This is a genomic window from Mesorhizobium sp. CAU 1732, from assembly GCF_039888675.1.
Classification (GTDB): Bacteria; Pseudomonadota; Alphaproteobacteria; order Rhizobiales; family Rhizobiaceae; genus Aerobium.
Window position 1 is genome coordinate 772,061 of the sequence record NZ_JBDQQR010000002.1, and the last position, 23,746, is coordinate 795,806.

Genomic DNA, 23,746 nt, shown 5'->3' on the forward strand with positions numbered 1-23,746 from the left:
TCGAATGATCACTATCTTCGCGCCCCATGAATAGACGCAGTTTGATGAAATGGCTGGGGCTGGGCAGTGCGGCGGCACTGACCGGAGGCGTGGCAATGAAAAAAGCGCATGCGGGAAACCGTTACTACTCCGGGCCACCGAGCGACCATTTCGACGGCACGGTGTTCTTCAACCCCAACGGACAGCCGCCCGGAAACTTTTCCGATCTCCTGCGCTGGCAATTCGGCGGCGGGCGTGCGGCATGGCCGGGAGGCTGGGAAAGCCCCCACCCGCCGGTCAAGCCCGAGACCCGCGTCGATGGCGCACGCCTCGTCGTCACGATGGTCGGTCACGCGACGATGCTGATCCAGACAGCGGGGTTGAACATCCTGACCGATCCGGTCTGGTCCGTCCGCACCTCGCCGGTGGGGTTCATAGGCCCGAAACGCGCTGGTTCGCCGGGCATCGCCTTCGACGACCTGCCGCCGATCGACCTCGTGCTCCTGAGCCACAACCACTACGACCATCTCGACCTGATGACGCTCGGGCGGCTGCGCGCGCGGCACAATCCGCACGTCATCACGCCACTCGGCAACGACACGATCGTCAAGCAGCACGTGCCGGGCATGGCGATTTCGGCGCATGACTGGGGCGACACCGTCCGCTTCCGCGACGTGCCGATCCATCTGGAGCCTGCCCACCACTGGTCGGCGCGCGGGCTTGGCGACCGCCGCATGGCGCTGTGGAGCGCCTTCGTCATCGCAGCGCCGGGCGGCAAGATTTACGTCATCGGCGACACCGGCTTTCACGACGGCATCAATTATCGTGCGGCAGCCGAGAAGCATGGCGGCTTCCGCCTCGCGATCCTGCCGATCGGTGCGTACGAGCCGCGCTGGTTCATGAAGTTCCAGCACCAGAACCCCGACGAGGCGGTGCAGGGCATGCTCCTCTCGAAGGCGCAATACGCGATCGGCCATCACTGGAGCACGTTCCAGCTCACCAACGAGCCGATGAACGCCCCGCGCGATCATCTGCACGCGGCGCTCGACCGGCACGGCGTCGATCGCGACCGTTTCAGGGCGATGCTGTCCGGCGAGGTCTGGGACATTCCGGCCGCCAGCGTCTGAGCGCCCGGAATTCCCTCATCCAGCCTGCGCGTTGATCGCGTGAGCGGCGGGCTCGACACTGGTAATCGGCAGGCTTTTCCGCCATATAGCGGCGAATGAGCACGCGCGCACCCTTTGCCCGGATGAACGGAATCGGCAACGAGATCATCGTTGCCGACATGCGCGGCCGTGCCGATCGCATCTCGCCTGCCGCAGCCATCGCGCTCGCTGCCGACCCCGCAACCCGTTTCGACCAGATCATGGCCATTCACGATCCTCGGACGCAGGGCACCCGGAACTATATCGAGATTCTCAACGCGGATGGCAGCCACGCGCAGGCCTGCGGCAACGGAACCCGGTGCGTCGTGCAGGCGCTGGCGGCCGAAACCGGCGAGAAGACCTTCACCTTCGAGACCGTCGCCGGCATCCTCAACGCAGTCGAGCATGAGGACGGGCTGATCTCCGTCGATCTCGGCAAGCCGCGCTTCGGCTGGCAGGACATCCCGCTCGCCGAGGAATTTCGTGATACGCGGATGATCGAGCTCCAGATCGGACCGATCGACGCGCCGATCCTGCATTCGCCGTCGGTCGCCTCGATGGGCAACCCGCACGCGATCTTCTGGGTCGATGAGGACGTCTGGTCCTACGACCTCGAGCGCTTCGGGCCGATGCTGGAGAACCACCCGATCTTCCCCGAGCGCGCCAACATCACCATCGCGCAGGTCACGTCCCGCGACACGATGACGATCCGCACATGGGAACGCGGCGCGGGCCTGACGCTCGCCTGCGGCTCGGCCGCCTGTGCCGCCGCCGTCTCCGCCGCACGCACCGGGCGAACCGGCCGCACCGTCACGGTCACCGCGCCGAGCGGCGGCCAGTTGCAGATCGAATGGCGCGCCGACGATCACGTCGTCATGACCGGACCGGCCGAGTGGGAATTTTCCGGCTTCTTCGATCCCGCCACCGGCGCGTGGGAGCGCGAGACCGAGGGCGTTGCATGACTGGACAAGTTTTTGTCGAGTTGACCCCCACCCTGTATCCCTCCCCACAAGGGGGAGGGGGGCATGGGCGCCGAGTTCACACTTTCAGCACAACGCCAAGCGGATTGGGCGCAACGATGACGACCTCCCTCCCCCTTGTGGGGAGGGATAAAGGGTGGGGGTCTGCCGCTCCCAACGCATCCCCATGACCAAGGGCATCGACGTCGTCACCTTCGGCTGCCGCCTCAACACCTACGAATCCGAGGTGATGCGGCGTGAAGCGACCGCTGCCGGGCTGGGCCAGCTCGCCGACGGCGCGGTGATCTTCAACACCTGTGCCGTTACCGGCGAAGCCGTCCGCCAGGCAAAGCAGGCGATCCGCAAAGCCCGCCGCGACAATCCCGGCACGCGCATCATCGTCACGGGCTGCGCCGCGCAGACAGACCCGGATGCATTCGTGGCGATGGACGAGGTCGATCTCGTTCTCGGCAACGAGGAAAAGCTTGCAAGCCACAATTACCGCGCGCTTCCCGATTTCGGCGTCAACCAGTTCGAGAAGGCGCGCGTCAACGACATCATGTCGGTGACGGAGACCGCCGGCCATCTCGTGGATGCCATTGAAGGCCGCGCCCGCGCCTTCGTGCAGGTGCAGAATGGCTGCGATCACCGCTGCACCTTCTGCATCATCCCGTACGGACGCGGCAATTCGCGCTCGGTTCCAATGGGCGCCGTCGTCGAACAGATCAAGCGCCTCGCCGGCAATGGCTATGCGGAAGTGGTGCTGTCGGGCGTCGACATGACCAGCTACGGCGCCGACCTGCCGGGCGCTCCGCGTCTTGGCAGACTGGTGCGGACGATCCTGCGCCAGGTTCCCGATCTGGCGCGGCTTCGCCTGTCCTCGATCGATTCCATCGAAGCCGACGAGGATCTGATGGAGGCGCTCGCCACCGAATCCCGGCTGATGCCGCATCTCCATCTGTCGCTCCAGGCGGGCGACGACATGATCCTGAAGCGCATGAAGCGCCGTCATCTGCGCGACGATTCCATCCGGTTTTGCGAAGACGTTCGCCGGCTAAGACCTGACATCGTCTTCGGCGCCGACATCATCGCAGGATTTCCGACCGAGACGGACGCGATGTTCGAGAACTCGCTGAAGATCGTCGACGAATGCGGACTGACGCACCTGCATGTCTTCCCGTTCAGCCCACGCGACGGCACGCCCGCCGCGCGCATGCCGCAGCTCGATCGCAGCATCGTCAAGGCGCGCGCGAAGCGGCTCCGCGCGGCAGGGGACGCGGCCTATCGCACGCATCTCGGCGCGCTGGTCGGTTCGCGCCAGCGTATTCTCGTCGAGCGAGAAGGCCTGGGCCGCACCGAGGGTTTCACCCTCGCCGCAATCAATGCCGGATCGCCCGGCGCAATCGTGGATGCTGTCGTGACCGGCCATGATGGCGAGCGGCTGGCCACGATGACCGCCGCCGCGCAGGCGGCCTGAGGACGTTCATGGCTCTGGGTTTCATCAAGAAGATTTTTTCCTTCGGCAGGAAGGAGGTCGTGGAAGCGCCGGTCGAGCAGATCCCGGAAATCCACCCTCCCCTCGACGGCACGGATCCGGCCGAAGCCCAGGTGACGGATGCGCAGTCGACCCCGACGCTGCCCACCGACCCTGCCCATAACGCCCCGGCCGAACTGCCCGTACCCAGTGAGGCACCTGTCGAGGGTCCGGTTCCGGAGTTCCTGAAGCAGCCGGACGCGGTTGAAACGGCTCCGTCCGTTCCCGAGCCGCTGCCGATAGAAACGACACCGACGGAAATCGCTCCTGCCGAGACAAGCGTATTGCAGCCGCTTGAGCCAGCAGTGGAACCTCCTGTTCTTCCGGAGCCAGTTCCCGTTTCGGACGAGCTGCTCAAAACTCCTGAGCCAGTTCCTGCGCCCGTTTCCATCGATACGACGCCGCAGACCGCCCCGGTCGAGCCGGAGCCCAGGCCGGTCGAGGTTCCCGTCCCGCCCGCCGAGCCGGAGCCCGTCGTTCCGCCGGAAGAACCTGCGCCACCGGTGCCGGACGTTCCCGAACCAGCCGAGCCGGAGCCAGAGATTCCGCCCGCTCCGCGTCCAGTGCCGGAAGTCCCGATCGAGGTGCCTGAGCCACCGCGCGAGGTGCCTGAGCCGCCGCGCGAAATTCCCGAACCTGAGCCCGTGGAACCCGCCGCGCCGCCGCTGGAAGTCCCACCGACGCCCGCTCCCGATGCGCCGCTGAGCGAGCCGTTTGTCGCGCCCGAGCGGGAAATCCCCGCAGACACGCCCGCGCCTGTCTTGCCACAGCCCGTCGAGCCGGCTCCTGCCCCGATCCCCCCGACGCTAGACGAGCCTGCGGCGGTCGAACCCGTCAGCCTCGACGCGTCTCCGATTCCAGCAGCCATCCCGGCGAGCACGACACCGGCTGCCGGCAAGGTCACGGTGACGAAGTCTGTCGAGGCGAAGGCCGAGGCAGCACCTATCGTTCCAGTGCCCGCGCCCCGCACGCCGTGGTTCCAGCGTCTGCGCGAAGGACTGTCGCGCTCTTCGCGCGAGTTGCGCGACAACATCTCCGGCGTCTTCACCAAGCGCAAGCTGGACGAGGACACGCTTCAGGACCTCGAAGACGTGCTGATCCGCGCCGATCTCGGCATGGAGACGGCCATCCGCGTGACCGATTCGCTCTCGGCGAGCCGCTACGGCAAGGACATCTCCGATTCCGACGTCCGCACCGTGATGGCGCAGGAGATCGAGAAGGTGTTGACGCCCGTCGCGCAGCCGCTCGAACTCGATTTGTCGCACAAGCCGCATGTCATCCTCGTCGTCGGCGTCAACGGCACCGGCAAGACGACGACGATCGGCAAGCTGGCCGCCAAGCTGACGGCTGGCGGCCTGTCGGTGACGCTCGCCGCTGGCGACACGTTCCGCGCCGCCGCCATCGAGCAGCTCAAGATCTGGGGCGAGCGCACCAACTCGCCCGTCGTCTCGTCCAAACTCGGCGCAGATGCGGCCGGCCTCGCATGGGACGCCTACGAGAAGGCCAAGCAGGCGGGCTCCGACGTGCTGATCATCGACACGGCCGGCAGGCTCCAGAACAAGACCGAGCTGATGGCCGAACTGGAAAAGATCGTGCGCGTGCTCGGCCGTCATGACCCAGAAGCGCCACATACTGTCCTTCAAACTGTCGACGCGACGACCGGCCAGAACGCCCTCAACCAGGTCGAGATCTTCCGCAACGTCGCGGGCGTGAATGGACTGGTGATGACGAAACTCGACGGCACGGCGCGCGGCGGCATTCTGGTGGCCATCGCGGCCAAGCACAAACTGCCGGTCTATTTCATCGGCGTCGGCGAACAGGTCGACGACCTCGAACCTTTCTCAGCCAGCGACTTCGCCAAAGCGATCGCGGGAGTAGCCTGATGGACGACCGCATACTCGAACGCGACCCCGCCGATCCGAAGAAGAAGGAAGTCAACGGCCTCCTCAAGCTCGCGCTGGAGCTCGGGCCGCTCCTGGTCTTCTTCTTCGCCAATGCGCGGGGCGAATCCCTCGTTCAGAGCTGGCCGGTGCTCGGCTCGTTCGGCGGGCCGATCTTCCTCGCCACCGGGCTCTTCATGATCGCGACCGCGATCTCGCTCACCGTGTCGTGGATCCTGACGCGCTCGCTGCCCATCATGCCGCTGATCTCCGGCGTCGTGGTCTTCGTGTTCGGCGCGCTGACGCTCTGGCTGCAGGACGACGTGTTCATCAAGATGAAGCCCACCATCGTCAACACCATGTTCGGCGCAGTGCTTCTGGGCGGGCTCTTCTTCGGAAAGGCGCTGCTCGGCTACGTCTTCGATTCGGCCTTCAAGCTGGATGCCGAAGGCTGGCGCAAGCTGACCTTGCGCTGGGGCCTGTTCTTCTTGTTCCTGGCACTGATGAACGAAGTCGTCTGGCGCAATTTTTCGACCGACTTCTGGGTAGCCTTCAAGGTCTGGGGCACGATGCCCATCACGCTTCTGTTCACCTTCAGCCAGATGCCGCTGATCATGCGTCATTCGCTGGAACAAAAGCCCGCGGAATAGGGGGACGGCCCGAATGGAATTCATCACGACGCACGAGGCGTTGCGCACGCACTACAAGCAGCCCGGCGACGGCGCCGTGCGCAAGCAACTGCCGACGCTGGACCACCATTCGAAATCCTTCATCGCGCGCAGTCCCTTCGTCCTGATCGGCACGTCCGACGATGCCGGCAATGCCGACGTCACGCCGAAGGGCGACAAGCCCGGTTTCGTCGCGGTCCTCGACGATACCACGCTGGCGATCCCCGACCGGCCCGGCAACAACCGGCTCGACACATGGGAGAACCTGCTCGTCAATCCCGCGATCGGCCTGCTCTTCCTCATCCCCGGCATGAACGAGACGCTGCGCGTCAACGGTACGGCCAGGATCACGGCCGACGAAACCCTGCGCACCCGCTTCGCCATCGACGGCAAGCTGCCGATTTCGGTCCTGATCGTCACCGTGAAGGCGGCCTACATGCATTGCGCCAAGGCGTTCATGCGTTCCGACCTCTGGAAGCCGGACACCTGGCCCGAACGCTCGTCCATGCCGACCCTGGGCGAAATCCTGCGCGACCAGCTTGCGCTCGCCGACACCGCCGCCTCCGTGGATGCCAATCTCGACGAAGCCTACAAGAAGACGCTCTGGTAGGCGTCGAGAGCATCGAACCGAAAGTGGAATCCGGTTTTCGGGTTCTTCCGGTGCTCGAACAACGCCCGCACCACTGCCGCGCTCGAATTGCCCTAGTTTTCCCGATCCGCTGCCACCTGATCAAGCTCAACGCGCTGGTCGCGATGCCGAAAGGGAGCCGCCGCTTCCACCGCGTTATCCCGCGATCTCCCGGAGGACTCCCGATCGACAGGCCGGTCTGGATTGACAGTTCCGCGACAGTCATTGCCTTTTGACGACGAAAACTGTGGACTGCGCGACCGATGGCAACCTCAAGCACCGTCTCGCGAGGCTTCCTGCAAGAGGAAGAAACATGAACCAGAACGGAAATTGTCGGCGGCTCGGCTTCCTGGTTTTCCCCGGTTTCCCGATGGCCTGCCTCACCTCGGCCATAGAGCCCCTGCGGGCGGCGAATGAAATAATCGGGCGGCGCGCTTTTGCCTGGACCGTCGTCGGCGAGACCGGCGATCGGGTCGTATCCAGCGCGGAGGTCGGTTTCGACCCCGATGTCGCGCTGGCAGACCTGCGCGACATCGATTGTCTCTATTTCCTGTCCGGCCCTGCGGGCAACTTTGTCGATGCGCGCAATGCCAACGCCGTGGTCCGCCGGCTCGCACGGCACGGCACCGGTCTGGGCGCTTTCAGCGGCGGAATCTTCCCGCTCGCGCGCAGCGGTCTTCTCGATGACCACAAATGCTCTGTGCACTGGTGCTACGAAGCTGCCTTCAAAGCGGAATTCCCCTATATCCGCGCCAGCGAGAAGGTCATCACGATCGATCGGCAGCGCTTTACAGCCGCCGGCGCCACCGCCGTATTCGACCTCATGCTGCGGCTCATCGAAGAGGATCTCGGGGCGGCTGCAATGACCGAGGTCGCGTGCTGGTTCCAGCATCCGTTCATCCGCGACGAGGAAGTGACCCAACGCACGCCCACGCCCCGCAAGGATCGCACCGAGGATTTGCTTCCCGAGGCCGTCGCCAAGGCCATTCGCCTCTTCGTCGAGCATGTCGAGGATCCGATCCAGATCGCCCGTGTCGCAGAGGCCGTAGACCTGTCGACGCGGCAGCTCGACCGCTCCTTCAAACGCTCCACCGGCGAGAGCCCGCTGAAATATTATCGGCAGCTACGGATGCAGAAGGCTCGCCAGCTCGCGCTCTATTCCAACGATTCGATCACGGATATCGCGCTTGCGGTCGGCTATGCGAGCTCGACGCCGATGGTGCGCCATTACACGCAGGCTTTCGGCGTGACTCCGCAGGACGACCGCAAGGCGATCAACCGCTTCCGCGTGCAGGACAACACACCGCTGCCGGCAGTCTGACGAAGGCTGTCAAAGTCAGAGCGCCGACCGGGCCGCCGCGATCAGCGCATGATGCAGTGAGGCTGCCGCCGAGCGTGGCCCCAGCACGCTGAATTCCACGGCGGCCTTGCGGCAGATCACGATGCAGCCGAGATGCTCGATCAAGGTCCGGCTCGCGGCGTTGTCTTCCATCGCCTGCACATCCAGCGGGCAAAGCCGCTCGAACACATCAAGAGCGCCCTTGCCCGTCACGTCGAACCGGACCCAGCCATCGGTTTGCTCGGTGATCGAGGCGAGATCCCTGAACTCCCCCTTCAGCAATCGTGCGATATCCTCATGGCTGGCAAAAGGAGCCTCGATGAACCACTGCTCCGGTCCGGTCCAGACGGCGCCATAGGGCGTGCCCATGACGGCACGTGCGGGTCCCGGCAACGCGAAGCCAAATACCCGTTCGGCAAATGCTGCGAACTCCGCGTTCCGCCCGCGCCGGCAGGACAGCGATGCAAGCGCGCTATCCATCACTTCCGCGATCCGCAGGCCCGAAATGTCCTCGACGCGGGGTTGGTCCCCGCCGAGCGCCGGCAGCGGTTTCAGCCGATGCGCGGACGCAGGGCCGGGATCACGACTGGTATCGGTATGTTCACGCACGGAGGCGCTCTCCTTCCGGGTCGATGAAATGGGCGCTGACCACGATGACATCCACCTCTTCATTCTTCAGCGGATTGACCGCGCGCAGCACCTCGCCCTTGCGGGTTGCGCCGTTCTTGAGGAAGCCGATCCCGATGGAATGCCCGAGGCTGGGCGAGTAGGCGACCGATGTCAGGTAGCCCTGATCGTTGGCGGCAGTGGCGGTCGCGCCGGCATCGATGAAGTGCGATCCCGCCGTGAGCTGCCGCGCCGCATCGACCGGCCGAAAGCCAACCAGCGAAAGAGCATCGCGCGTGTTCATCCCCTCGCGCTCGGACAGGATCGAGCCGATGCTGTCCTTCTTCCTGGAAACCAACCCGGCCATGCCGAGGTTCAGCGCGCTGGTTGTCCCGTTCAGTTCATTGCCCGCCGCATGGCCCTTCTCGATCCGCATGACACCCAGGGCCTCGGTCCCGTAGACCACCACGTCAAACGCGCGTCCTGCCTCGACCATCGCCCGGATCAGCGCATCGCCATAGCGCGTCGGCACCGCGATCTCATAGGCCAGTTCACCGGAGAACGAGATGCGGAAGAGCCGCGCGCGAAGCCCGCCGCAGACCGTGATCTCGCCGTAGCCCATATAGGGAAAGGCCTCGTTCGAGATGTCGTGCTCCGGGTCCACGATCTTTTGCAGCAGCTTGCGTGCGTTCGGCCCCGCTACGGAAAACTGCGCCCAGGCCTCCGTCGTTGAGATGATCTGCACGTCCAGATCAGGCCAGAGGCACTGGCGGCAGAACTCCATATGCCGGTAGATTTCGGCGGCATTGGCCGTCGTCGTGGTGGTGACGAAATGGTCTTCGGCCAGACGCGCGGTCGTGCCGTCATCCATCGCCATCCCGTCCTCGCGCAGCATCAGCCCGTAACGAACTTTCCCGACAGCCAGCTTGCCGAACGGATTTGCATAGATCCGGTTCAGGAAGTCGGCGGCGTCCGTCCCCTGTACGTCGATCTTCCCAAGCGTGGTCACGTCGCAGATTCCCACCGATCCGCGTGTCGCCATGACCTCTCGATCGACGGACTGCCGCCATTCGGTCTCGTCCGTCCGGGGAAACCACTGCGCGCGCAACCACAGGCCCGCCTCGACGAACACCGCTCCCTGTTCCGCCGCCCATTTGTGGCTGGGCGTCAGCCGTTTCGGCCGGAAATCCGCCCCGGCGGAGCGCCCGGCAAAGGCCGCGATCGGAACCGGCGTATAGGGGGGGCGAAACATCGTGGTGCCGGTTTCCGGGATCGACTTGCCAGTCATTTCGGCCATGACCGCAAGGCCGCCGATATTCGAGGTCTTGCCCTGATCCGTCGCCATGCCGAGCGTCGTGTAGCGCTTGAGATGCTCGACCGAATGGAAGCCCTCCTGATGGGCGAGCTTCACATCCTTTACCGTCACATCGTTCTGCAGGTCGATCCAGGCGCGACCCTTGTGCGGCACGTACCAGAGCGGCGTGATCCTCACCGGCGCATCCTCGGCCTGCGGCAGCGGGGCTGCACTGGCGCTGATCCCCAGATCAGCCAGTGCCGCGATGGCTTGGTCCGCCCCCGAAGAAAGCGCGCCCGCGGTCGAAAAGACACCGTTTGCCGCACCCGCGACAGACATTCCGGGCGGGCAGACATCCGGGACGAAGGCGGCAAGCCACGCATCCCAAATCGGCCGACCGCGCTGATGGGAGGTCATGTGCACGTTCGGATTCCATCCGCCCGAAACGCCGAGCGCGGAGCACGCGATCGTCCGGCTCTCGCCGCTTGCCAGCCGCACCGTGACGGACCGCAGACCCAGACGCCCGGTGGCATCGGTCACCTGAGCGCCACGGAAATGCTCGCCGCCATCGAAGCACGGGCCATCCGTGCGGCTGTCGATCACGGCCGCCACCGTCACGCCTTTGGCGCGCAAATCCTGTGCGCTGCGCAGCCCATCGTCATTGTTGGTGAAGATCGCCACGCGCTGGCCGGGCGTTGCCGCCCAGCGGTTGGCATAGGCGCGCATGGCGCCTGCCAGCATGATCCCCGGACGATCGTTGTTGGCAAAGGCGATAGGCCGCTCGGTCGCTCCGGCGCAGAGGATGGCCCGGCGCGAATAGATCCGCCACAGGATCTGCCGCGCCGTGCCCGGCGCCGGTTCGAGCACATGATCCGACACCTGTTCGAGCGCGCCATAGATCCCGTGGTCGAATGCGCCGATAATCGTGGTTCGTGGCATCAGCCGGACATTGGGCAGGGTGGACAGTTCGGCCACCGCCGACCGGGCCCAGGCCTCCCCGGCCGTGTCGTCCAGCACGAACGTCTCGGCGTTGAGCCGCCCGCCCAGCGCGAAATCCTCATCGGCCAGGATCACCCGCGCCCCGGCGCGGCCCGCCGTCAGCGCGGCAGCGAGCCCCGAGGGTCCCGCGCCGATGATCAGCAGGTCGCAATGCAGGAACCCCTTGTCGTAGCTGTCGGGGTCGGCCTCGACGGAGAGGCTGCCAAGGCCTGCGGCACGTCGGATCAAAGGCTCATAGACCGCTTCCCAGAAGGCTTTCGGCCACATGAACGTCTTGTAGTAGAAGCCGGCAGTGAGGAACGGCGCCAGGCCGTCATTGATCGCCAGGGCATCGAACGCCAGCGAGGGCCAGCGGTTCTGGCTCTTCGCCACCAGCCCGTCATACAGTTCGGCGACCGTCGCGCGGGTATTCGGCTCGCTGCGGGCGCCCTGCCGCAACTCGACCAGCGCGTTCGGCTCTTCCGATCCGGCTGTGAGGGGACCGCGCGGGCGGTGATACTTGAACGAACGCCCCATCAGCCGCACGCCATTGGCCAGAAGCGCGGAGGCCAGCGTGTCGCCCGGATGGCCCTGATAGGATTTGCCGTCGAATGTGAAGCTTAGGGTCCGCGAGCGGTCGATCTGGCCGCCTTTTAGCCGATTCATCTGGGTCAAATGTCCCTCCCCAGTGCGCGAGCCACGTCGCGGGCCAGTTCGACGGATGTGATCTCATGGGTGAGCGTATTCCGGGTCACGACCAGCCAGCTCCGGTCGCCCTGTTCGTGGAACCACAGCTCGCGATGCAGGCCGGCCGGATTGTCGCGCAGATAGAGATATTCATAAAACTGCTGCTGCGCGTCGCTTGCCTGCCAGTCCGGGCGGCCGATCAGGCTCGCATCGCCCAGATAGACGAACTCCTGGGAATCGCGTGGACCGAGAAGAGGATGATTGATGATCATGTCAGGGTCTCAATGCAGGTTCGGCTGGGCGCCCGCGCCCTTTTCGTCGATCATCCGTCCCGTGCGGAACCTGTCGAGCCGATAGGCGGTGGAAACGGGGTGCGGCGCGTCATTGGCCAGCAGATGCGCAAAACACCAGCCGGAAGCGGGGGTCGCCTTGAATCCTCCGTAACACCAGCCTCCGTTGAAATAGAGACCGTCGATATCGGTCCGGTCGATGATCGGCGAACCGTCCATCGACATGTCCATGATCCCGCCCCACATCCGCAGGAGACGCGCCCGGCCGATCATCGGCATCAGGGCCATGCCGCCTTCGCAGACATCCTCGACCACCGGCAGATTTCCGCGCTGTGCGTAGGAGTTGTAGCCGTCGATATCGCCGCCGAAGACGAGCCCGCCCTTGTCGGACTGGCTCACGTAGAAATGCCCCGCCCCGAAGGTGATGACGCCCGGCAGCAATGGCTTGAGCCCCTCGCTGACGAAAGCCTGCAGAACGTGGCTCTCGATGGGCAGGCGCATCCCCGCCATCGCCATCACGGAGCCAGACCAACCGGCGACGGCACAGCCGACACGGTTCGCGCCGATGAAGCCGCGCGTGGTCTCCACCCCCAGGCATTTGCCGTTCTGGATGCGGAATCCGGTCACGGCGCAATTCTGGATGATGTCGACACCACGGCTGTCGGCGCCGCGCGCATAGCCCCAGGCGACCGCATCATGGCGCGCTGTTCCACCGCGCGGCTGTAAGAGACCGCCCTTGATGGGAAACCGGGCATTGTCGAAATTCAGGAACGGCGCGATTTTTCGCACACCCTCCTGGTCCAGCAGTTCCGCGTCCACCCCGTGGAGACGCATGGCATTGCCGCGCCGGGTGAAGGCGTCGCGTTGCCCGTCAGTGTGGCAAAGGTTCAGCACGCCACGCTGGCTGACCATCGCATTGTAGTTGAAATCCTGCTCCAGCCCCTCCCAGAGCTTCATCGAGAATTCGTAGAAGGGCTCGTTGCCGTCCAGCAGATAGTTCGAGCGGATGATCGTCGTGTTGCGGCCGACATTGCCGCCGCCGATCCAGCCCTTTTCGAGCACCGCGACATTCGACTTGCCGAAGACTTTGGCGAGATAATAGGCAGTAGCCAGTCCATGGCCGCCGCCGCCGATCACGATGATGTCGTAGTGCGGCTTCGGTTCCGCATCGCGCCACGCCGGCGTCCAGCCCTTGTGGCCCGTCAGGACCTCCTTGATCAGTCTGAACCCGGAATAACGCATGCCCGTCCTCTCGCCGCGACCGACCCTATGTGTGGCGTGTTCCTGCCGCTCTCGTCCATGTGGTTTCGGACAGAAATTCTTTCATTTTGGACATCATGCACATCTGCGCTGCCAAGGGCGTCGGGATGATGCCGTCGCCTGCGAGAAGGGCGAGCTTTCGCCCGCCCCGGATGACGTTGTTCGGCGCGATGCCTCGGTTCGACCGGTCATGTTCGATGCAAACACTTGTCCGGCTAGCGTTTCAGGCTCCAGAACAGGCAGCCCGAGACGAATGTGCATCCCGCCAGGATCATGAACATGATCGAGTAAGGTACCACCATGTCGATTGCCACGCCCATCAGGAACGGGCTGGCGATCGCGGCCACTGCCGCGAAAGTCTGGGCGATGCCGGCGATCTTCCCAAAGGCGCGCCGTCCGAAATACTCGCCGAAAAGCGCATTCGAGACCGCCGTTCGACATCCCCAACTGAACCCGAAAAGCGCTGGAAAGACGAACAGGACGAGTTGTGAATCCCACAGAGACAGCATGACGAGTCCAAGGGAGGACGCAAACGCCCCGATGGCGAGCAATCGCCCCTTTCGCATCTGGTCGCCCATCACGCCGCCGACGACCCGGCCGGCAAGATTGAAGACGTTGACTTCCGCCAGCAGCAAACCCGCCATCGCCCGGTTCTCGACCAGTTCGAGATAGGGGAACAGGTGGACGATGAGCGCCGCCTGATGGATCGTCGCCAGCGTCAATGCAGCGGTGATGACCCAGAACGACGTGCTGGCGAGCGCCTCGCGGAATGTCATGCCCACGGTCGATGGATGGGACTGCTGATGGGAGGCCGGCTCGCTTCCATGCGCCGTCAGGCCGAGCGCTTCGGGCGTAGAGCGCACCAGAAGCATGATCGGAAACCCGATCAGCAGGATCAGCACGCCGGAGCCGATGGCCGTGTTGCGCCATCCGAACGCATCCTGCGCAAGGACGATCAGCGGCAGAAGAAAGATGCCAGATACGGCAAAGCCCGCGACGGCGAGGCCCATCGCAGTCGACCGTTTGCGGGTAAACCAGCTGTTGACCAACTGGCTGACGACGAGCAGGCCGAGCAGGCTGTTGGCAAGCCCCATCAGCAGGCATGCGATGTAGAACTCGACAAGGCTCTGCATCGTGCCCAGCACGACGAACGCCGCAAGGTACATGACCGTGCCGGCGATCATCAGGCGGCGTGCGCCGAACCTGTCGACCAGCCAGCCGCTGACAGGCCCCAGAACCGAATCCACCGCCTGCACCGATCGGCCGATGGCGGTCTGCGCCGAAGTCCAGCCGAACTCGGCGCGCAGCGGCGTCGCATACGTCGCAAGCCCCTGCATCGAAAGGCTCGAAATCACCTGCGCGAAGAACCCCGCAAAGACGATCAGCCAGCCATAGTGAAAATGGCGCTGGACGAAATTCACGAAACCCTGGGGTGGCGGTGTCACGCCGGACGGTTGCGTTTCGTCCGGCGGCAGTTCGCGCATATTCATGTCCGCAACACTTTCGCACGGCGTCCTAAGAACGGCAGGGCTATGATGGGGAAGATCATCATCAGCGTCGAAACCGCTGCGATCACGGGCTCGAGTTCATACTGGATTCCGTACCAGATCTTGAGCGGCAACGTCTGCATCGTGGACCCAGCGATAAACGAGGAAATTACCACCTCGTCGAAGGCATGGATGAAGGCAAAGAGAGCCGCGGCGATCGCGCCGGGCGCGATGATCGGCAGAATGATCTTGAGCGCGGTCCTGATGCGCCCTGCCCCCAGACTGGACGACGCCATTTCCAGACGGGGATCGAACGAGGTCAGCGTCGCCAGCATGATGATGACGACATAGGAAATGCTGCCCGGCGTCAGCGCGAGGATCAGCCCTACCTCTCGGTTCACAAGCCCCCATGGCGCGAGCACGCTATAGAGCCCGACGCTGTTGACGACCGACGGAACGATCATCGGCGCAAGCATGAGCGCGAAGATGCCGGGGCGCAGCGCCGCCGAACCCCGCACCAGCGCGTAGGCTGCCGTTCCACCGATCAGCATCGACAGGACCGTACTCACGGCGGCGACGCGCAGGCTGGTCCATGTGGCCTCGGCCCAGAGCGGATCGGTAAACAGCACTTCGTACCAGCGCAGCGACCATGCACGCGGCGGGAAGTTCAAGATGCGCTCGTCCGAAAAAGACATGACGACGACGAGGATGCTCGGAAGCACCAGGAAGAACAGCACGAGATAGCCGTAGGCCGCGAGGATGCGGGAGCCCGTCCCTTCCCACACCTGCTCGCGGCCGACATTCGACGTCCATCGCTGCGCGGCCCTGCCGTTACCGGTTGAGGGCAAGAGCTTTTTCAGGCCCGCCACGAGTGGAGAGAAAATGCGTGAGATCAGCACGCCGCCCTGCGCGGAGCGCGTTCCGAAAAGCCCCACCAGACCGTAGGCTGCCAGCGTGCAGGCAAGCAGGATGATCGCGATGGCAGACGCAAAACGGAAATCGAGCGCGCTGTTGAGTACGGCGGTAATGAGGTTGGACAGCATCAAATCGCTGGGGCTGCCGAGTGCTGCCGGCGTGATGTAGAACCCTAGAGACAGCGCAAAAACCAGCGTCGCGCCCGAACGGATCCCCGGCAGGCTCTGCGGAAGATACACCTTGAAGAACGCGCGGGCAGGCCCGCCGCCAAGCGCTTTTGCCGCCCGCATCTGCGCGGGGTCCATGCCTTGCAGGATCGCGTAGATCGGCAGGATCATCGCCGGCAGCATGATGTGCACCATGCCGATCAGCGCGCCGGTCGTGCTGAACAGCAGTCCAAGCGGCTGGTCGATGAGACCTGTCCACATCAGGAAACTGTTCAGCGGGCTGGTGTCGTTGAGGATCACCATCCACGCATAGGTCCGCACCAGAAGGCTGGTGAGGTAAGGCAACACGACGCATGCCAGCAATATGCTCTTCTTGTGCCCCCTCGCCTGCGACAGGAACACCGCCGTGGGATATCCCAGGATGAAGCACGCGACAGTGACGATCGTGCTTGCGGCGAACGTGCGAAACAGCGTGTCGACGTAGGATGGGATGCTGAAGAAGCGTGCGTAGCTGTCTCCGTTGAAATCCGGGAACCCGGTGCTGATGGCAGCCATCCGCAGCAGCGGATACAGAAACAGAAGCGTCATGAAGATGACGCCAGGCAGGAAAAGGACGTTGGCGGCCCGGGAAAATGAGCTGTTCATGACGGTCAGTCCCAACAGGGGGTTCGTTTAACGCCGCCGGCCCTGCGCGGGATCGACGGCGCGGATGGCATGCGGCTCCGCATCACGCGAAGCCGCACCGTCATGTCACTGTGTCAGCCAGACGTTCCAGCGCTCCTGAAGTTTCTCGGCGTTGGAGCGGCCTTCCTCGTCGACTTCCGCGTACCACTCTCCGTTCAGCTTGTAGGCCGTCTTGAAGTTCTCCGGGTAGGTCACGAGCCGGCGTGCCTTCTCCTCGGGCAGAAACGCCATCGCGGCGGTGTTGGCGGGAGCGAAGCCGGAGATTTCGGCCATCCTCGCCTGCTGCTTGGCGCGCGTGGCGTACTCGATGAACTTCATCGCGGTGTCCTTGTGCGGCGCGCCTTTGGGAACCGTCCAGTGTACGGCGTAGTACTTGGCCTGATTGAAGGTCAGGTCGAACGGGCGGCCTTCCGCCTGCAGCGCGTAGACGCGTCCATCGAAGTTCATGCCCATATCCGCGACGCCGGTGTTGAAAAGCTGGAGCGCGTCATTGCCTGACGTCCACCATTTGCGGATGTGCGGCTTCATCTCTTCCAGCTTCGCGAATGCCCGATCCACGTCGAGCGGATAGAGGTCTTCCATCGCAACGCCGTCTGCGAGCAAGGCTTCTTCCAGCGGTCCCTGAACGCCGATGAACGCCTGCAGCGTACGCTTTCCCGGAAACGCATCGACGTCCCAGAACTCGGCCCAGTTGGTCGGCCGCTTTTCCAGTTCGGTGCTGCTGGAAAGAAGGAACGACGCGGTGATATTTCCCACACCCCATGACGGGCGCAGACCTTCAGGTATGCCTTCGAGTTCCGCCTTGTCGAACACGCTGTAGTCGATCGGCTCGAGATAGCCGAGCTTGTTCAGCATGATGCCGTCGGCTTCCGTCTTGAGGCTCAGGTCGAAATCGATCGTGTTGGATTCAACGGCCAGCTTCAGCTTGTTGGCCGGAACTTCCGACTTAATGGCGCGAACGGTGAGGCCGGTTTCCTCCTCGAATGGCTTCACGAACGCTTCGATCTGCGCGTCGGCGAACGTGCCGCCGCTGATCATGATGATAAGGTCCTGTGCGTTTGCCGGCAGGGTCAGAAACGAGGCCAGCAGCAGCGGCGTCAGAGCGACGCCCGAAATCTTGGATTTCATTTTTCTTGTTCCCTCTGTTTTTGTTTGACGCGGAATTCAATCACTCACGATTTTCAGATCCTCGGGGTGAATCCACACCCCGACCTTTTCTCCGGTTTCCAAGGGTTGATGGGCTGTGGTCGACGGTGTCTGGCAGCGGATTTCAAGGCCGCCGCAATCGACCCAGTAGCGGAAGCTCCCGCCCATGAAGATCGACCGGCTGACGGTGCCGTCGAGCATGCGTTTCATGCCGGGGGGCGGCGCGCTGGCCTGCGGCGCTATGACGACTGCTTCGGGGCGTACCATCGCCTGAACAGGGGCTCCCATCCCCGGTTCCTTGGCCGTGGACACATGAAGTAAAGCGCCGGTGGCGGTCTTGAGCACAAGCGTTGCCCCGTCCTTGCCGGCGACCACTCCGGGTATGAAGACCGACTCGCCGATGAACCGGGCGACGAAACCGTTTGCCGGATCGTCATAAATTTCCTTCGGACGGCCAAGCTGTACGAGTTCGCCATTGTGCAGGACGGCGATGCGATCCGACATCGTCAGCGCCTCGCCCTGGTCATGCGTGACATAGACGACCGTGGTCGCCAGTTCCTCGTGCAGTATCTTCAGCTCGATCTGCATTTCCTCGCGCAGGTTTCGGTCCAGCGCGCTGAGAGACTCGTCCATGAGCAGCAGCGGCGGGCTCGAAACGATGGCCCTCGCGAGCGCCACGCGCTGCTGCTGGCCGCCGCTGAGTTGCGACGGGAAACGGGCGGCAAAACTCGACATACGCACCTTTTCCAGCGCGTTGCCGATCATCTGCTTCTTGTCACCGTCACTCACGCCACGTGCGTCGAGCGGATAAGCGAGGTTCTGGCGAACCGTCATGTGAGGAAACAGCGCATAGCTCTGGAAGACGACGCCCTGGTCGCGGCGGTGCGGCGGGACGCGATTGAGGTCGCGGCCCGCGACCTTGATCGAGCCCGAGGTCGGGTGTTCGAAACCCGCAAGCAACATGAGCAGCGTCGACTTGCCGGACCCGCTCGGCCCCAGCAGCGTCAGGAACTCACCCGGCTCGATCGTCAGGTCCAGCGAGGATACGGCGGCGACCTCGCCGTACTTCTTCGTGACCTCCCGGAATTCTACCGCTGCGCCGCCGGTATGCCGCGCAGCGTTGGCTTCAACCGTCTTAATGGCCTCGACGGGTCTGACGATGTTCATGTTCACGGCACTATCCTTCTTCTGTCAGCAGGGTCTGCTCCTCCCGAGCAATGCCTCCGCAACACTCGGCCATCACGTCACGTAGTTCGAAGGAGGCTCGACGCCGCCCAGAACGTATCCGCCGATCTGGCGAAGCTTCACGTCCTGCGAGTCATGGGTGCTGAGTGTGCGCGCATTGCGCCAGAAGCGGTCGAAGCGGAACGCGTTCGACGTCGACATGCCGCCGCACAGGCGGTGCAGGTCGGTCGATGCGGTGAGCGCAGCATCGACGATCGCGACCTTGGCCTGCATCATCGCCAGCGAGACGTCGGCGCGTTTGCCTGCGCCCTTCGAGAATTCCGCGACCGCACGCGCGGCTTCACGGTTGGCTGCGCGCGCGGCGTTGAGCTGGCTCGAGATGCGCCCGACATGGAATTGCATGATCGGGTCTTCGGTTGCATCCTTCCAGTCGGGGTTGAACGGACGGACGCGCGTGCGAACGTAGTCGCACATTTCTTCGAGCGCGCCGTAGCCCATGCCGAGGATCATCGCCGACATCACCACCTGCGTGGCGGGTCCGCTCACATTGTTCATCGCCGCCGGGTCCGACCGCCCATCCTTTCCCGGCCAGTGGCTGCCATCAGCGACAAAAACATTCTCGAACGTCACCGAGCCACTGCCGGTCGCGCGCTGGCCCATATTGTCCCAGTCGTGGTTAATCGTCACGCCTTCGCTTTCGAGATCGACCAGCGCCCAGTGCAGGCCGCCTTCCTCGACGGACGGGAATCCATCCATCAGGACCGGCGCGACGCCGTAGCGCGCGCCTTCGGAACCGGTGGCGAAGTACTTTTTGCCGGTAAGGCGAACGCCGCCCTCGACCGGCGTGCACTTCATCTGAAAGCTGAAGCGCTTCTTGGTCGGCTCGGCCGCCGGCGAACAGAAGCGCACGCCGTCATCGAGGATTTCACGCAGCAGACTTTCCTTACGTTCCGGCGAGAGATTGTTGCTCGACATCAGGTCGAAGCACAGCCCGCGGTGCACGTTGAAAATCTGCGCGGTCGAGCTTTCGCCGGCCGCCAGCTCCAGAAATATCTCGGTGACCGCTTCGATGTGCTCGAGCGGGTTAGCGCCGATGACGCCGCCCAGTGCCTCGGGCAGGCCGATCGCGCTCAGGCCCGCTTCGTGGATCAGCCTCATATTGTCCGTCGGATAGCCGCCTTCGCGATCGACATCGGCGGCCGTCTTGCGAAATTCGGCCCGCACCTGGCGTGCTGCCTCAACAAGTTCGGCAACCGTTTTCGTGGTTTTTTTTTGCGGCTTGTCCAGCATCGTCATCCTCGCTCTGCGACCTGCCGGTACAATGGATTTCGTACGGCCCGGCTTTGATGAGGAAATGCTGTCGCAACATGTGGTGGGCTTCAAACGACCAATTTGCATACGCCTATTGCGTTTGAGAATACCGCCCATACGGGAAACTCAGGTAGGATTTTTCTACTCAAACTTCTGATTCAAAAGCCATTTCCGGAAGGTCGAGATCGCCTGGGAGCTGCGCCGGTCTGGTCTCAAAATAAGCAGATAGGTGAAATCCATAGCAACTGTGCCGGCAAACATCTCCTGCAGATCTCCACGCTGCAACTCCGCCTTCACAAACAGCCTCGGCAGAAGTGCGAGGCCGGAGCCGGCGAGAGCCGCGTCCGTGCCGTACTGAAACTGCTCCAGGTGCCATCCTGCCATCGGCGCGGGATGCTCGACCCCCGCCGACGTCAGCCATTGCTGCCACGCGCTCGACAGGGGCGAGATGTGGATGAGCTGCGCGCGGCTCATATCCGCCAGCGTGCGTATGTTGGCGCGACGGATGTACTCCTTGCTGCCGACGACGATGGCCGGCGACGTGAACAGCGGGTCCGCGGTCATGCCCGGCCACGGGATGCTGCCCATGTTGATCGCCATGTCGAGGTTCGTCTCGGCAAGGTTGAACGCAGCGCTCTTGGTCACGAGGTCGACGGTAATTCCGGGGTGCAGGCGATGGAACTCGACGAGGGCCGGAATGAGGACGCGCGATGCCAGCGTCGGCGTGCAACTGATGCGAATGACGCTCCGGCCATCCTGGAAGTTCACCATGTTGGCAGTTGAGGTGCTCAGCAGTTCCAGTGCTTCCACGACTTCGGGCAGGAATTTCTCGCCCGCTTCGGTGAGGATGAGATTGTGCGGCAGTCGTTCAAAGAGCTGCACGTTGATCTGGTCTTCGAGCACCTTGATCTGGCGGCTGACCGCGCTTTGCGTCAGCGCAAGCTCATTGGCGGCGCGGCTGAAACTCAGATGCTTGGCGACGGATTCGAAAGCGACCAGCGAACCTATGGACGGGATGAAGCGGCGCATCGCAATTCCTTATCCTTATGGGCCAATGCAAATATGTCGTTTTACCCGTACAGCCAAATGCTGGGAGATTGCCATCGTGGAATTCGGCAGGAGACGCCACGATGACAACCATGACGACGGTGAGTGCGCAGGCCTTTCGGGACGGCATGGCAAGGCTCGGCGCGGCAGTGAATATCGTCACCACCCATGGGCCGGCTGGCATGTATGGGTTGACCGCATCATCGGTCTGCAGCGTGACGGACGCGCCGCCGACGCTTCTCGTCTGCATGAAGCGGGCGAGCGGTCTGCGTGACTTCTTCGTCACGAACGGGTCGCTGTGCGTGAACGTCCTCGCCGCCGATCACCAGAACCTGTCCGGGATATTCGCCGGCATGACCGATCTGAACATGGAGGGCCGGTTCACGACTGGCGAATGGCGAACGATGGTCTCTGGCGCTCCTGCCCTATCGGGCGCCATAGCCTGTTTCGATACAGCCATCGTGCGTACGATAGAGGTTGGAACCCACACCATTTTTCTATGCGAAGTGCTCGATGTAGAGCTTGGTGAGACGCCCATTGGTCTGGTCTACTTTCAACGAAAGTACCATCACTTGCGCGACTCTGCGGATCCGGACCTCAAATTGCCGGTGTTGGCGAATGGCAAATCAAGTGCTGTTGCATAGAAACCGGAAAGGGTTCCGAACACGAACCGTCTGTCTCGTTCCACCCCGACTCAGATGGGCCATACTGTCGCCGGATTGCTAGAAATCGCGGCATTCGGTGTTTGCTCGATAACGCAAGCCGTCAATGAGCAGGGCTACCATACGCCTCGCCTCTGCGCCCTGCCCCTCGCTTGCAGCCGCTGCCAATCGCATGGCTGCAGGTAGCAAGACTGCTGCATCGACATCCCCACCAATGTCGCCAGCCGCCGCAGCATCATCCAGCAGACCCCTTAGCGCGGGTGTGAGCTGACCCATAACGTAGTTCGGGAGGGCCTCGTATGCAGGGTCTCCTGAATGGAGTGCCGGTCCCAGCCCTCTCTTGGTTCCAGCAAGGTCTACTAGCCGTTGCACCCAGGTCGATAGCGCCTCGATCGGTGCCAGCTCCTTGCGAAGGATTGCGGCCGCTTCGACGCAATCGTCCACCTCTCGCTGAATGATCGCTCTGATAAGATCAGATCTCTGCGGGAAATGACGATAGATGGTGCCGACCCCGACGCCCGCTTCGACAGCGATCGTCCGCATCGGTGCATCGACTCCCATTCTATCGAAGACGGCGACTGCAGCTTTGAGAACCGTATCGACGTTGCGTTGTGCATCGGCTCTCTTCGGTTTTTCCGCCCTTTCATCATGACGTGATTTCACATCATCCGACGCCATATCGATTACTCCTTGCAAGCGGAACAATGTTCCGTATATAAGCGGACGAGTGTTCCGTATTGGACTTTATCCGGTCCTTGGGAACTTGGCCAGTCATGACAGGAGTTCAATATGAAGTATCGCCCGCTCGGGAGAACCGGCATCAAAGTCAGCCCTTATTGTCTGGGCACCATGATGTTCGGAAAACTCGCTAATGCGGACCATGACGAGTGCATCGCCATGGTTCACAAAGCGCTCGACTTTGGCATCAACTTTGTGGACACGGCCGACGGCTACAGTCAGGGGGAGTCGGAGGTTATCGTCGGCGAGGCCCTGAAGGGCAAACGCGATAACGTGGTGCTCGCCACAAAGGTGTTCATGCCCATGGGCGACGATCCGAACCAGCGTGGCAGTTCGCGGCGCTGGATAACGACAGCGGTTGAAGCCTCACTTCGCCGGCTTCAGACCGACCATATAGACCTCTACCAGATCCACCGGCTGGCGCCGGACACCGATATGGATGAAACGCTGTCGGTTCTCACCGACCTGGTCCGTGCCGGCAAGATCAGAACGTTCGGGGCCTCGACCTTTCCTGCTTCCGAGATCGTTGCAGCGCAGTGGGCCGCCGAACGTTGGGGGCTCGGACGCTTCCGCACCGAGCAGCCACCGTACTCAATCCTCAACCGGTCCATCGAACGCGAAGTGCTGCCCACCTGTCAGCATTATGGCATGGGGGTTATGGCGTGGAGCCCGTTGGCCAAAGGCATGCTCACGGGCAAGTATCGCAAGGGAAAGCAACAGCCCGACTCTCTACGCGTGAAGTTTTTCCCCAAGGCGATGTCCGACGAAGGAAGTCTTACGGCAATCGAGGAATTGCTACCACTCGCCGATAGCGCCGGCATTTCGCTGATGCATATGGCCCTCGCTTTCGTGACCTCTCATCCTGTGATCACCTCCGCGATAATCGGGCCCCGTACGATGGAGCAATTGGATGGATTGCTGGCCGGCGCGGAGGTCACATTGAGTGATGAAATACTCGATCGGATCGACGAGATTGTCCCGCCAGGAACGGACCTGGCCCCCCTCGAGGGTTCGGCCTATTCGCCACCCTCCATCGCGCAACCTTCGCTGCGACGTCGACCATCAGCGGAGAGGGCGGCAGCCTGAGACAGTCTCTATTGCCCAATGCATGATGTTCGACAGAGGGCCCTGGCATTGCCGGGGCCTTTTGTCACTCT

At 63.2% G+C, this 23,746-nt stretch carries 20 protein-coding genes; 9 read left to right on the forward strand and 11 right to left on the reverse strand.

The annotated features are described in order from the left end of the window. The first annotated feature begins 95 nt into the window (after positions 1-95). The 7 genes from AAFN55_RS21430 to AAFN55_RS21460 all read left to right on the forward strand — a co-directional run bounded on the left by AAFN55_RS21430 (position 96) and on the right by AAFN55_RS21460 (position 8,114). A complete protein-coding gene (locus AAFN55_RS21430; protein WP_347800999.1) occupies positions 96-1,106 on the forward strand; it encodes an MBL fold metallo-hydrolase in 1,011 nt (336 codons plus the stop codon). A 95-nt stretch (positions 1,107-1,201) separates the two neighbouring features. After that, entirely contained in the window at positions 1,202-2,086 is an 885-nt protein-coding gene (gene dapF, locus AAFN55_RS21435) for a diaminopimelate epimerase (RefSeq protein ID WP_347801000.1), read from the forward strand. A gap of 184 nt (positions 2,087-2,270) precedes the next feature. Beyond that, entirely contained in the window at positions 2,271-3,560 is a 1,290-nt protein-coding gene (gene mtaB / locus AAFN55_RS21440) for a tRNA (N(6)-L-threonylcarbamoyladenosine(37)-C(2))-methylthiotransferase MtaB (protein ID WP_347801001.1), read from the forward strand. Positions 3,561-3,568: 8 nt separating this feature from the next. Beyond that, positions 3,569-5,500, forward strand: a complete 1,932-nt coding sequence (gene ftsY / locus AAFN55_RS21445; RefSeq protein ID WP_347801002.1) for a signal recognition particle-docking protein FtsY — start codon at positions 3,569-3,571, stop codon at positions 5,498-5,500. Next, positions 5,500-6,147 carry a septation protein A gene (locus AAFN55_RS21450; RefSeq protein ID WP_347801003.1) on the forward strand — a complete coding sequence of 216 codons (648 nt, stop codon included), beginning with the start codon at positions 5,500-5,502 and terminating at the stop codon, positions 6,145-6,147. Before ftsY ends, AAFN55_RS21450 begins: the two co-directional genes overlap by 1 nt. 13 nt (positions 6,148-6,160) lie before the next feature. Further along, the gene (locus tag AAFN55_RS21455) at positions 6,161-6,775 is read left to right on the forward strand and encodes a pyridoxamine 5'-phosphate oxidase family protein (RefSeq protein ID WP_347801004.1); all 615 of its coding nucleotides are present in this window, start codon (positions 6,161-6,163) and stop codon (positions 6,773-6,775) included. A 331-nt stretch (positions 6,776-7,106) separates the two neighbouring features. Next, the gene (locus tag AAFN55_RS21460; protein ID WP_347801005.1) at positions 7,107-8,114 is read left to right on the forward strand and encodes a GlxA family transcriptional regulator; all 1,008 of its coding nucleotides are present in this window, start codon (positions 7,107-7,109) and stop codon (positions 8,112-8,114) included. 15 nt (positions 8,115-8,129) lie between these two features. Here the strand turns inward: AAFN55_RS21460 and AAFN55_RS21465 are convergent, their stop codons facing one another. The 10 genes from AAFN55_RS21465 to AAFN55_RS21510 form a co-directional block, all read right to left on the reverse strand. Next, a complete protein-coding gene (locus AAFN55_RS21465) occupies positions 8,130-8,741 on the reverse strand; it encodes a sarcosine oxidase subunit gamma (protein ID WP_347801006.1) in 612 nt (203 codons plus the stop codon). After that, positions 8,734-11,676, reverse strand: coding sequence for a sarcosine oxidase subunit alpha family protein (locus AAFN55_RS21470; protein WP_347801067.1), 2,943 nt, complete (start codon positions 11,674-11,676; stop codon positions 8,734-8,736). Before AAFN55_RS21470 ends, AAFN55_RS21465 begins: the two co-directional genes overlap by 8 nt. A 5-nt stretch (positions 11,677-11,681) precedes the next feature. Beyond that, on the reverse strand, positions 11,682-11,969 hold the full coding sequence (locus tag AAFN55_RS21475) for a sarcosine oxidase subunit delta (RefSeq protein ID WP_347801007.1): 288 nt from the start codon (positions 11,967-11,969) through the stop codon (positions 11,682-11,684). A gap of 9 nt (positions 11,970-11,978) precedes the next feature. Further along, a complete protein-coding gene (locus AAFN55_RS21480) occupies positions 11,979-13,229 on the reverse strand; it encodes a sarcosine oxidase subunit beta family protein (RefSeq protein ID WP_347801008.1) in 1,251 nt (416 codons plus the stop codon). 233 nt (positions 13,230-13,462) lie between these two features. Then, positions 13,463-14,731 (reverse strand): MFS transporter, encoded by a 1,269-nt coding sequence (locus AAFN55_RS21485; RefSeq protein WP_347801009.1) that lies wholly within the window; start codon positions 14,729-14,731, stop codon positions 13,463-13,465. Positions 14,732-14,733: 2 nt separating this feature from the next. After that, positions 14,734-16,461 (reverse strand): ABC transporter permease subunit, encoded by a 1,728-nt coding sequence (locus AAFN55_RS21490; protein ID WP_347801010.1) that lies wholly within the window; start codon positions 16,459-16,461, stop codon positions 14,734-14,736. 105 nt (positions 16,462-16,566) lie between these two features. Then, a complete protein-coding gene (locus AAFN55_RS21495) occupies positions 16,567-17,628 on the reverse strand; it encodes an ABC transporter substrate-binding protein (protein ID WP_347801011.1) in 1,062 nt (353 codons plus the stop codon). A gap of 36 nt (positions 17,629-17,664) precedes the next feature. Beyond that, positions 17,665-18,813, reverse strand: coding sequence for an ABC transporter ATP-binding protein (locus AAFN55_RS21500; protein WP_347801012.1), 1,149 nt, complete (start codon positions 18,811-18,813; stop codon positions 17,665-17,667). Between the two features lie 72 nt (positions 18,814-18,885). Continuing rightward, positions 18,886-20,127, reverse strand: coding sequence for an acyl-CoA dehydrogenase family protein (locus AAFN55_RS21505; RefSeq protein WP_347801013.1), 1,242 nt, complete (start codon positions 20,125-20,127; stop codon positions 18,886-18,888). Positions 20,128-20,283: 156 nt separating this feature from the next. Beyond that, positions 20,284-21,171: a LysR substrate-binding domain-containing protein gene (locus tag AAFN55_RS21510; protein WP_347801014.1), complete on the reverse strand. Its 888-nt coding sequence runs from the start codon at positions 21,169-21,171 to the stop codon at positions 20,284-20,286. 101 nt (positions 21,172-21,272) lie between these two features. Here AAFN55_RS21510 and AAFN55_RS21515 point away from each other — a divergent pair, with 101 nt between their 5' ends. After that, on the forward strand, positions 21,273-21,833 hold the full coding sequence (locus tag AAFN55_RS21515) for a flavin reductase (RefSeq protein ID WP_347801015.1): 561 nt from the start codon (positions 21,273-21,275) through the stop codon (positions 21,831-21,833). A 78-nt stretch (positions 21,834-21,911) separates the two neighbouring features. On the opposite strand, the gene AAFN55_RS21520 is transcribed toward AAFN55_RS21515, so the two are convergent. Beyond that, the gene (locus AAFN55_RS21520) at positions 21,912-22,529 is read right to left on the reverse strand and encodes a helix-turn-helix domain-containing protein (RefSeq protein ID WP_347801016.1); all 618 of its coding nucleotides are present in this window, start codon (positions 22,527-22,529) and stop codon (positions 21,912-21,914) included. 111 nt (positions 22,530-22,640) lie between these two features. On the opposite strand from AAFN55_RS21520, the gene AAFN55_RS21525 reads away from it, so the two are divergent. Then, positions 22,641-23,675, forward strand: a complete 1,035-nt coding sequence (locus AAFN55_RS21525; RefSeq protein WP_347801017.1) for an aldo/keto reductase — start codon at positions 22,641-22,643, stop codon at positions 23,673-23,675. The last annotated feature ends 71 nt before the right edge of the window (positions 23,676-23,746 follow it).

Excerpts from the sequence above, each read along its gene's own strand:
- AAFN55_RS21505 (WP_347801013.1), bottom strand. The coding sequence starts at position 20,127 with ATGACGATGCTGGACAAGCCGCAAAAAAAAACCACGAAAACGGTTGCC.
- AAFN55_RS21480 (WP_347801008.1), bottom strand. The coding sequence starts at position 13,229 with ATGCGTTATTCCGGGTTCAGACTGATCAAGGAGGTCCTGACGGGCCAC.
- AAFN55_RS21485 (WP_347801009.1), bottom strand. The coding sequence starts at position 14,731 with ATGCGCGAACTGCCGCCGGACGAAACGCAACCGTCCGGCGTGACACCG.
- AAFN55_RS21455 (WP_347801004.1), top strand. The coding sequence starts at position 6,161 with ATGGAATTCATCACGACGCACGAGGCGTTGCGCACGCACTACAAGCAG.
- AAFN55_RS21510 (WP_347801014.1), bottom strand. The coding sequence starts at position 21,171 with ATGCGCCGCTTCATCCCGTCCATAGGTTCGCTGGTCGCTTTCGAATCC.
- AAFN55_RS21495 (WP_347801011.1), bottom strand. The coding sequence starts at position 17,628 with ATGAAATCCAAGATTTCGGGCGTCGCTCTGACGCCGCTGCTGCTGGCC.
- AAFN55_RS21430 (WP_347800999.1), top strand. The coding sequence starts at position 96 with ATGAAAAAAGCGCATGCGGGAAACCGTTACTACTCCGGGCCACCGAGC.
- AAFN55_RS21475 (WP_347801007.1), bottom strand. The coding sequence starts at position 11,969 with ATGATCATCAATCATCCTCTTCTCGGTCCACGCGATTCCCAGGAGTTC.
- AAFN55_RS21520 (WP_347801016.1), bottom strand. The coding sequence starts at position 22,529 with ATGGCGTCGGATGATGTGAAATCACGTCATGATGAAAGGGCGGAAAAA.
- dapF (WP_347801000.1), top strand. The coding sequence starts at position 1,202 with ATGAGCACGCGCGCACCCTTTGCCCGGATGAACGGAATCGGCAACGAG.
- AAFN55_RS21460 (WP_347801005.1), top strand. The coding sequence starts at position 7,107 with ATGAACCAGAACGGAAATTGTCGGCGGCTCGGCTTCCTGGTTTTCCCC.
- mtaB (WP_347801001.1), top strand. The coding sequence starts at position 2,271 with ATGACCAAGGGCATCGACGTCGTCACCTTCGGCTGCCGCCTCAACACC.
- AAFN55_RS21500 (WP_347801012.1), bottom strand. The coding sequence starts at position 18,813 with ATGAACATCGTCAGACCCGTCGAGGCCATTAAGACGGTTGAAGCCAAC.
- AAFN55_RS21450 (WP_347801003.1), top strand. The coding sequence starts at position 5,500 with ATGGACGACCGCATACTCGAACGCGACCCCGCCGATCCGAAGAAGAAG.
- AAFN55_RS21490 (WP_347801010.1), bottom strand. The coding sequence starts at position 16,461 with ATGAACAGCTCATTTTCCCGGGCCGCCAACGTCCTTTTCCTGCCTGGC.
- AAFN55_RS21525 (WP_347801017.1), top strand. The coding sequence starts at position 22,641 with ATGAAGTATCGCCCGCTCGGGAGAACCGGCATCAAAGTCAGCCCTTAT.
- AAFN55_RS21515 (WP_347801015.1), top strand. The coding sequence starts at position 21,273 with ATGACAACCATGACGACGGTGAGTGCGCAGGCCTTTCGGGACGGCATG.
- AAFN55_RS21470 (WP_347801067.1), bottom strand. The coding sequence starts at position 11,676 with ATGAATCGGCTAAAAGGCGGCCAGATCGACCGCTCGCGGACCCTAAGC.
- ftsY (WP_347801002.1), top strand. The coding sequence starts at position 3,569 with ATGGCTCTGGGTTTCATCAAGAAGATTTTTTCCTTCGGCAGGAAGGAG.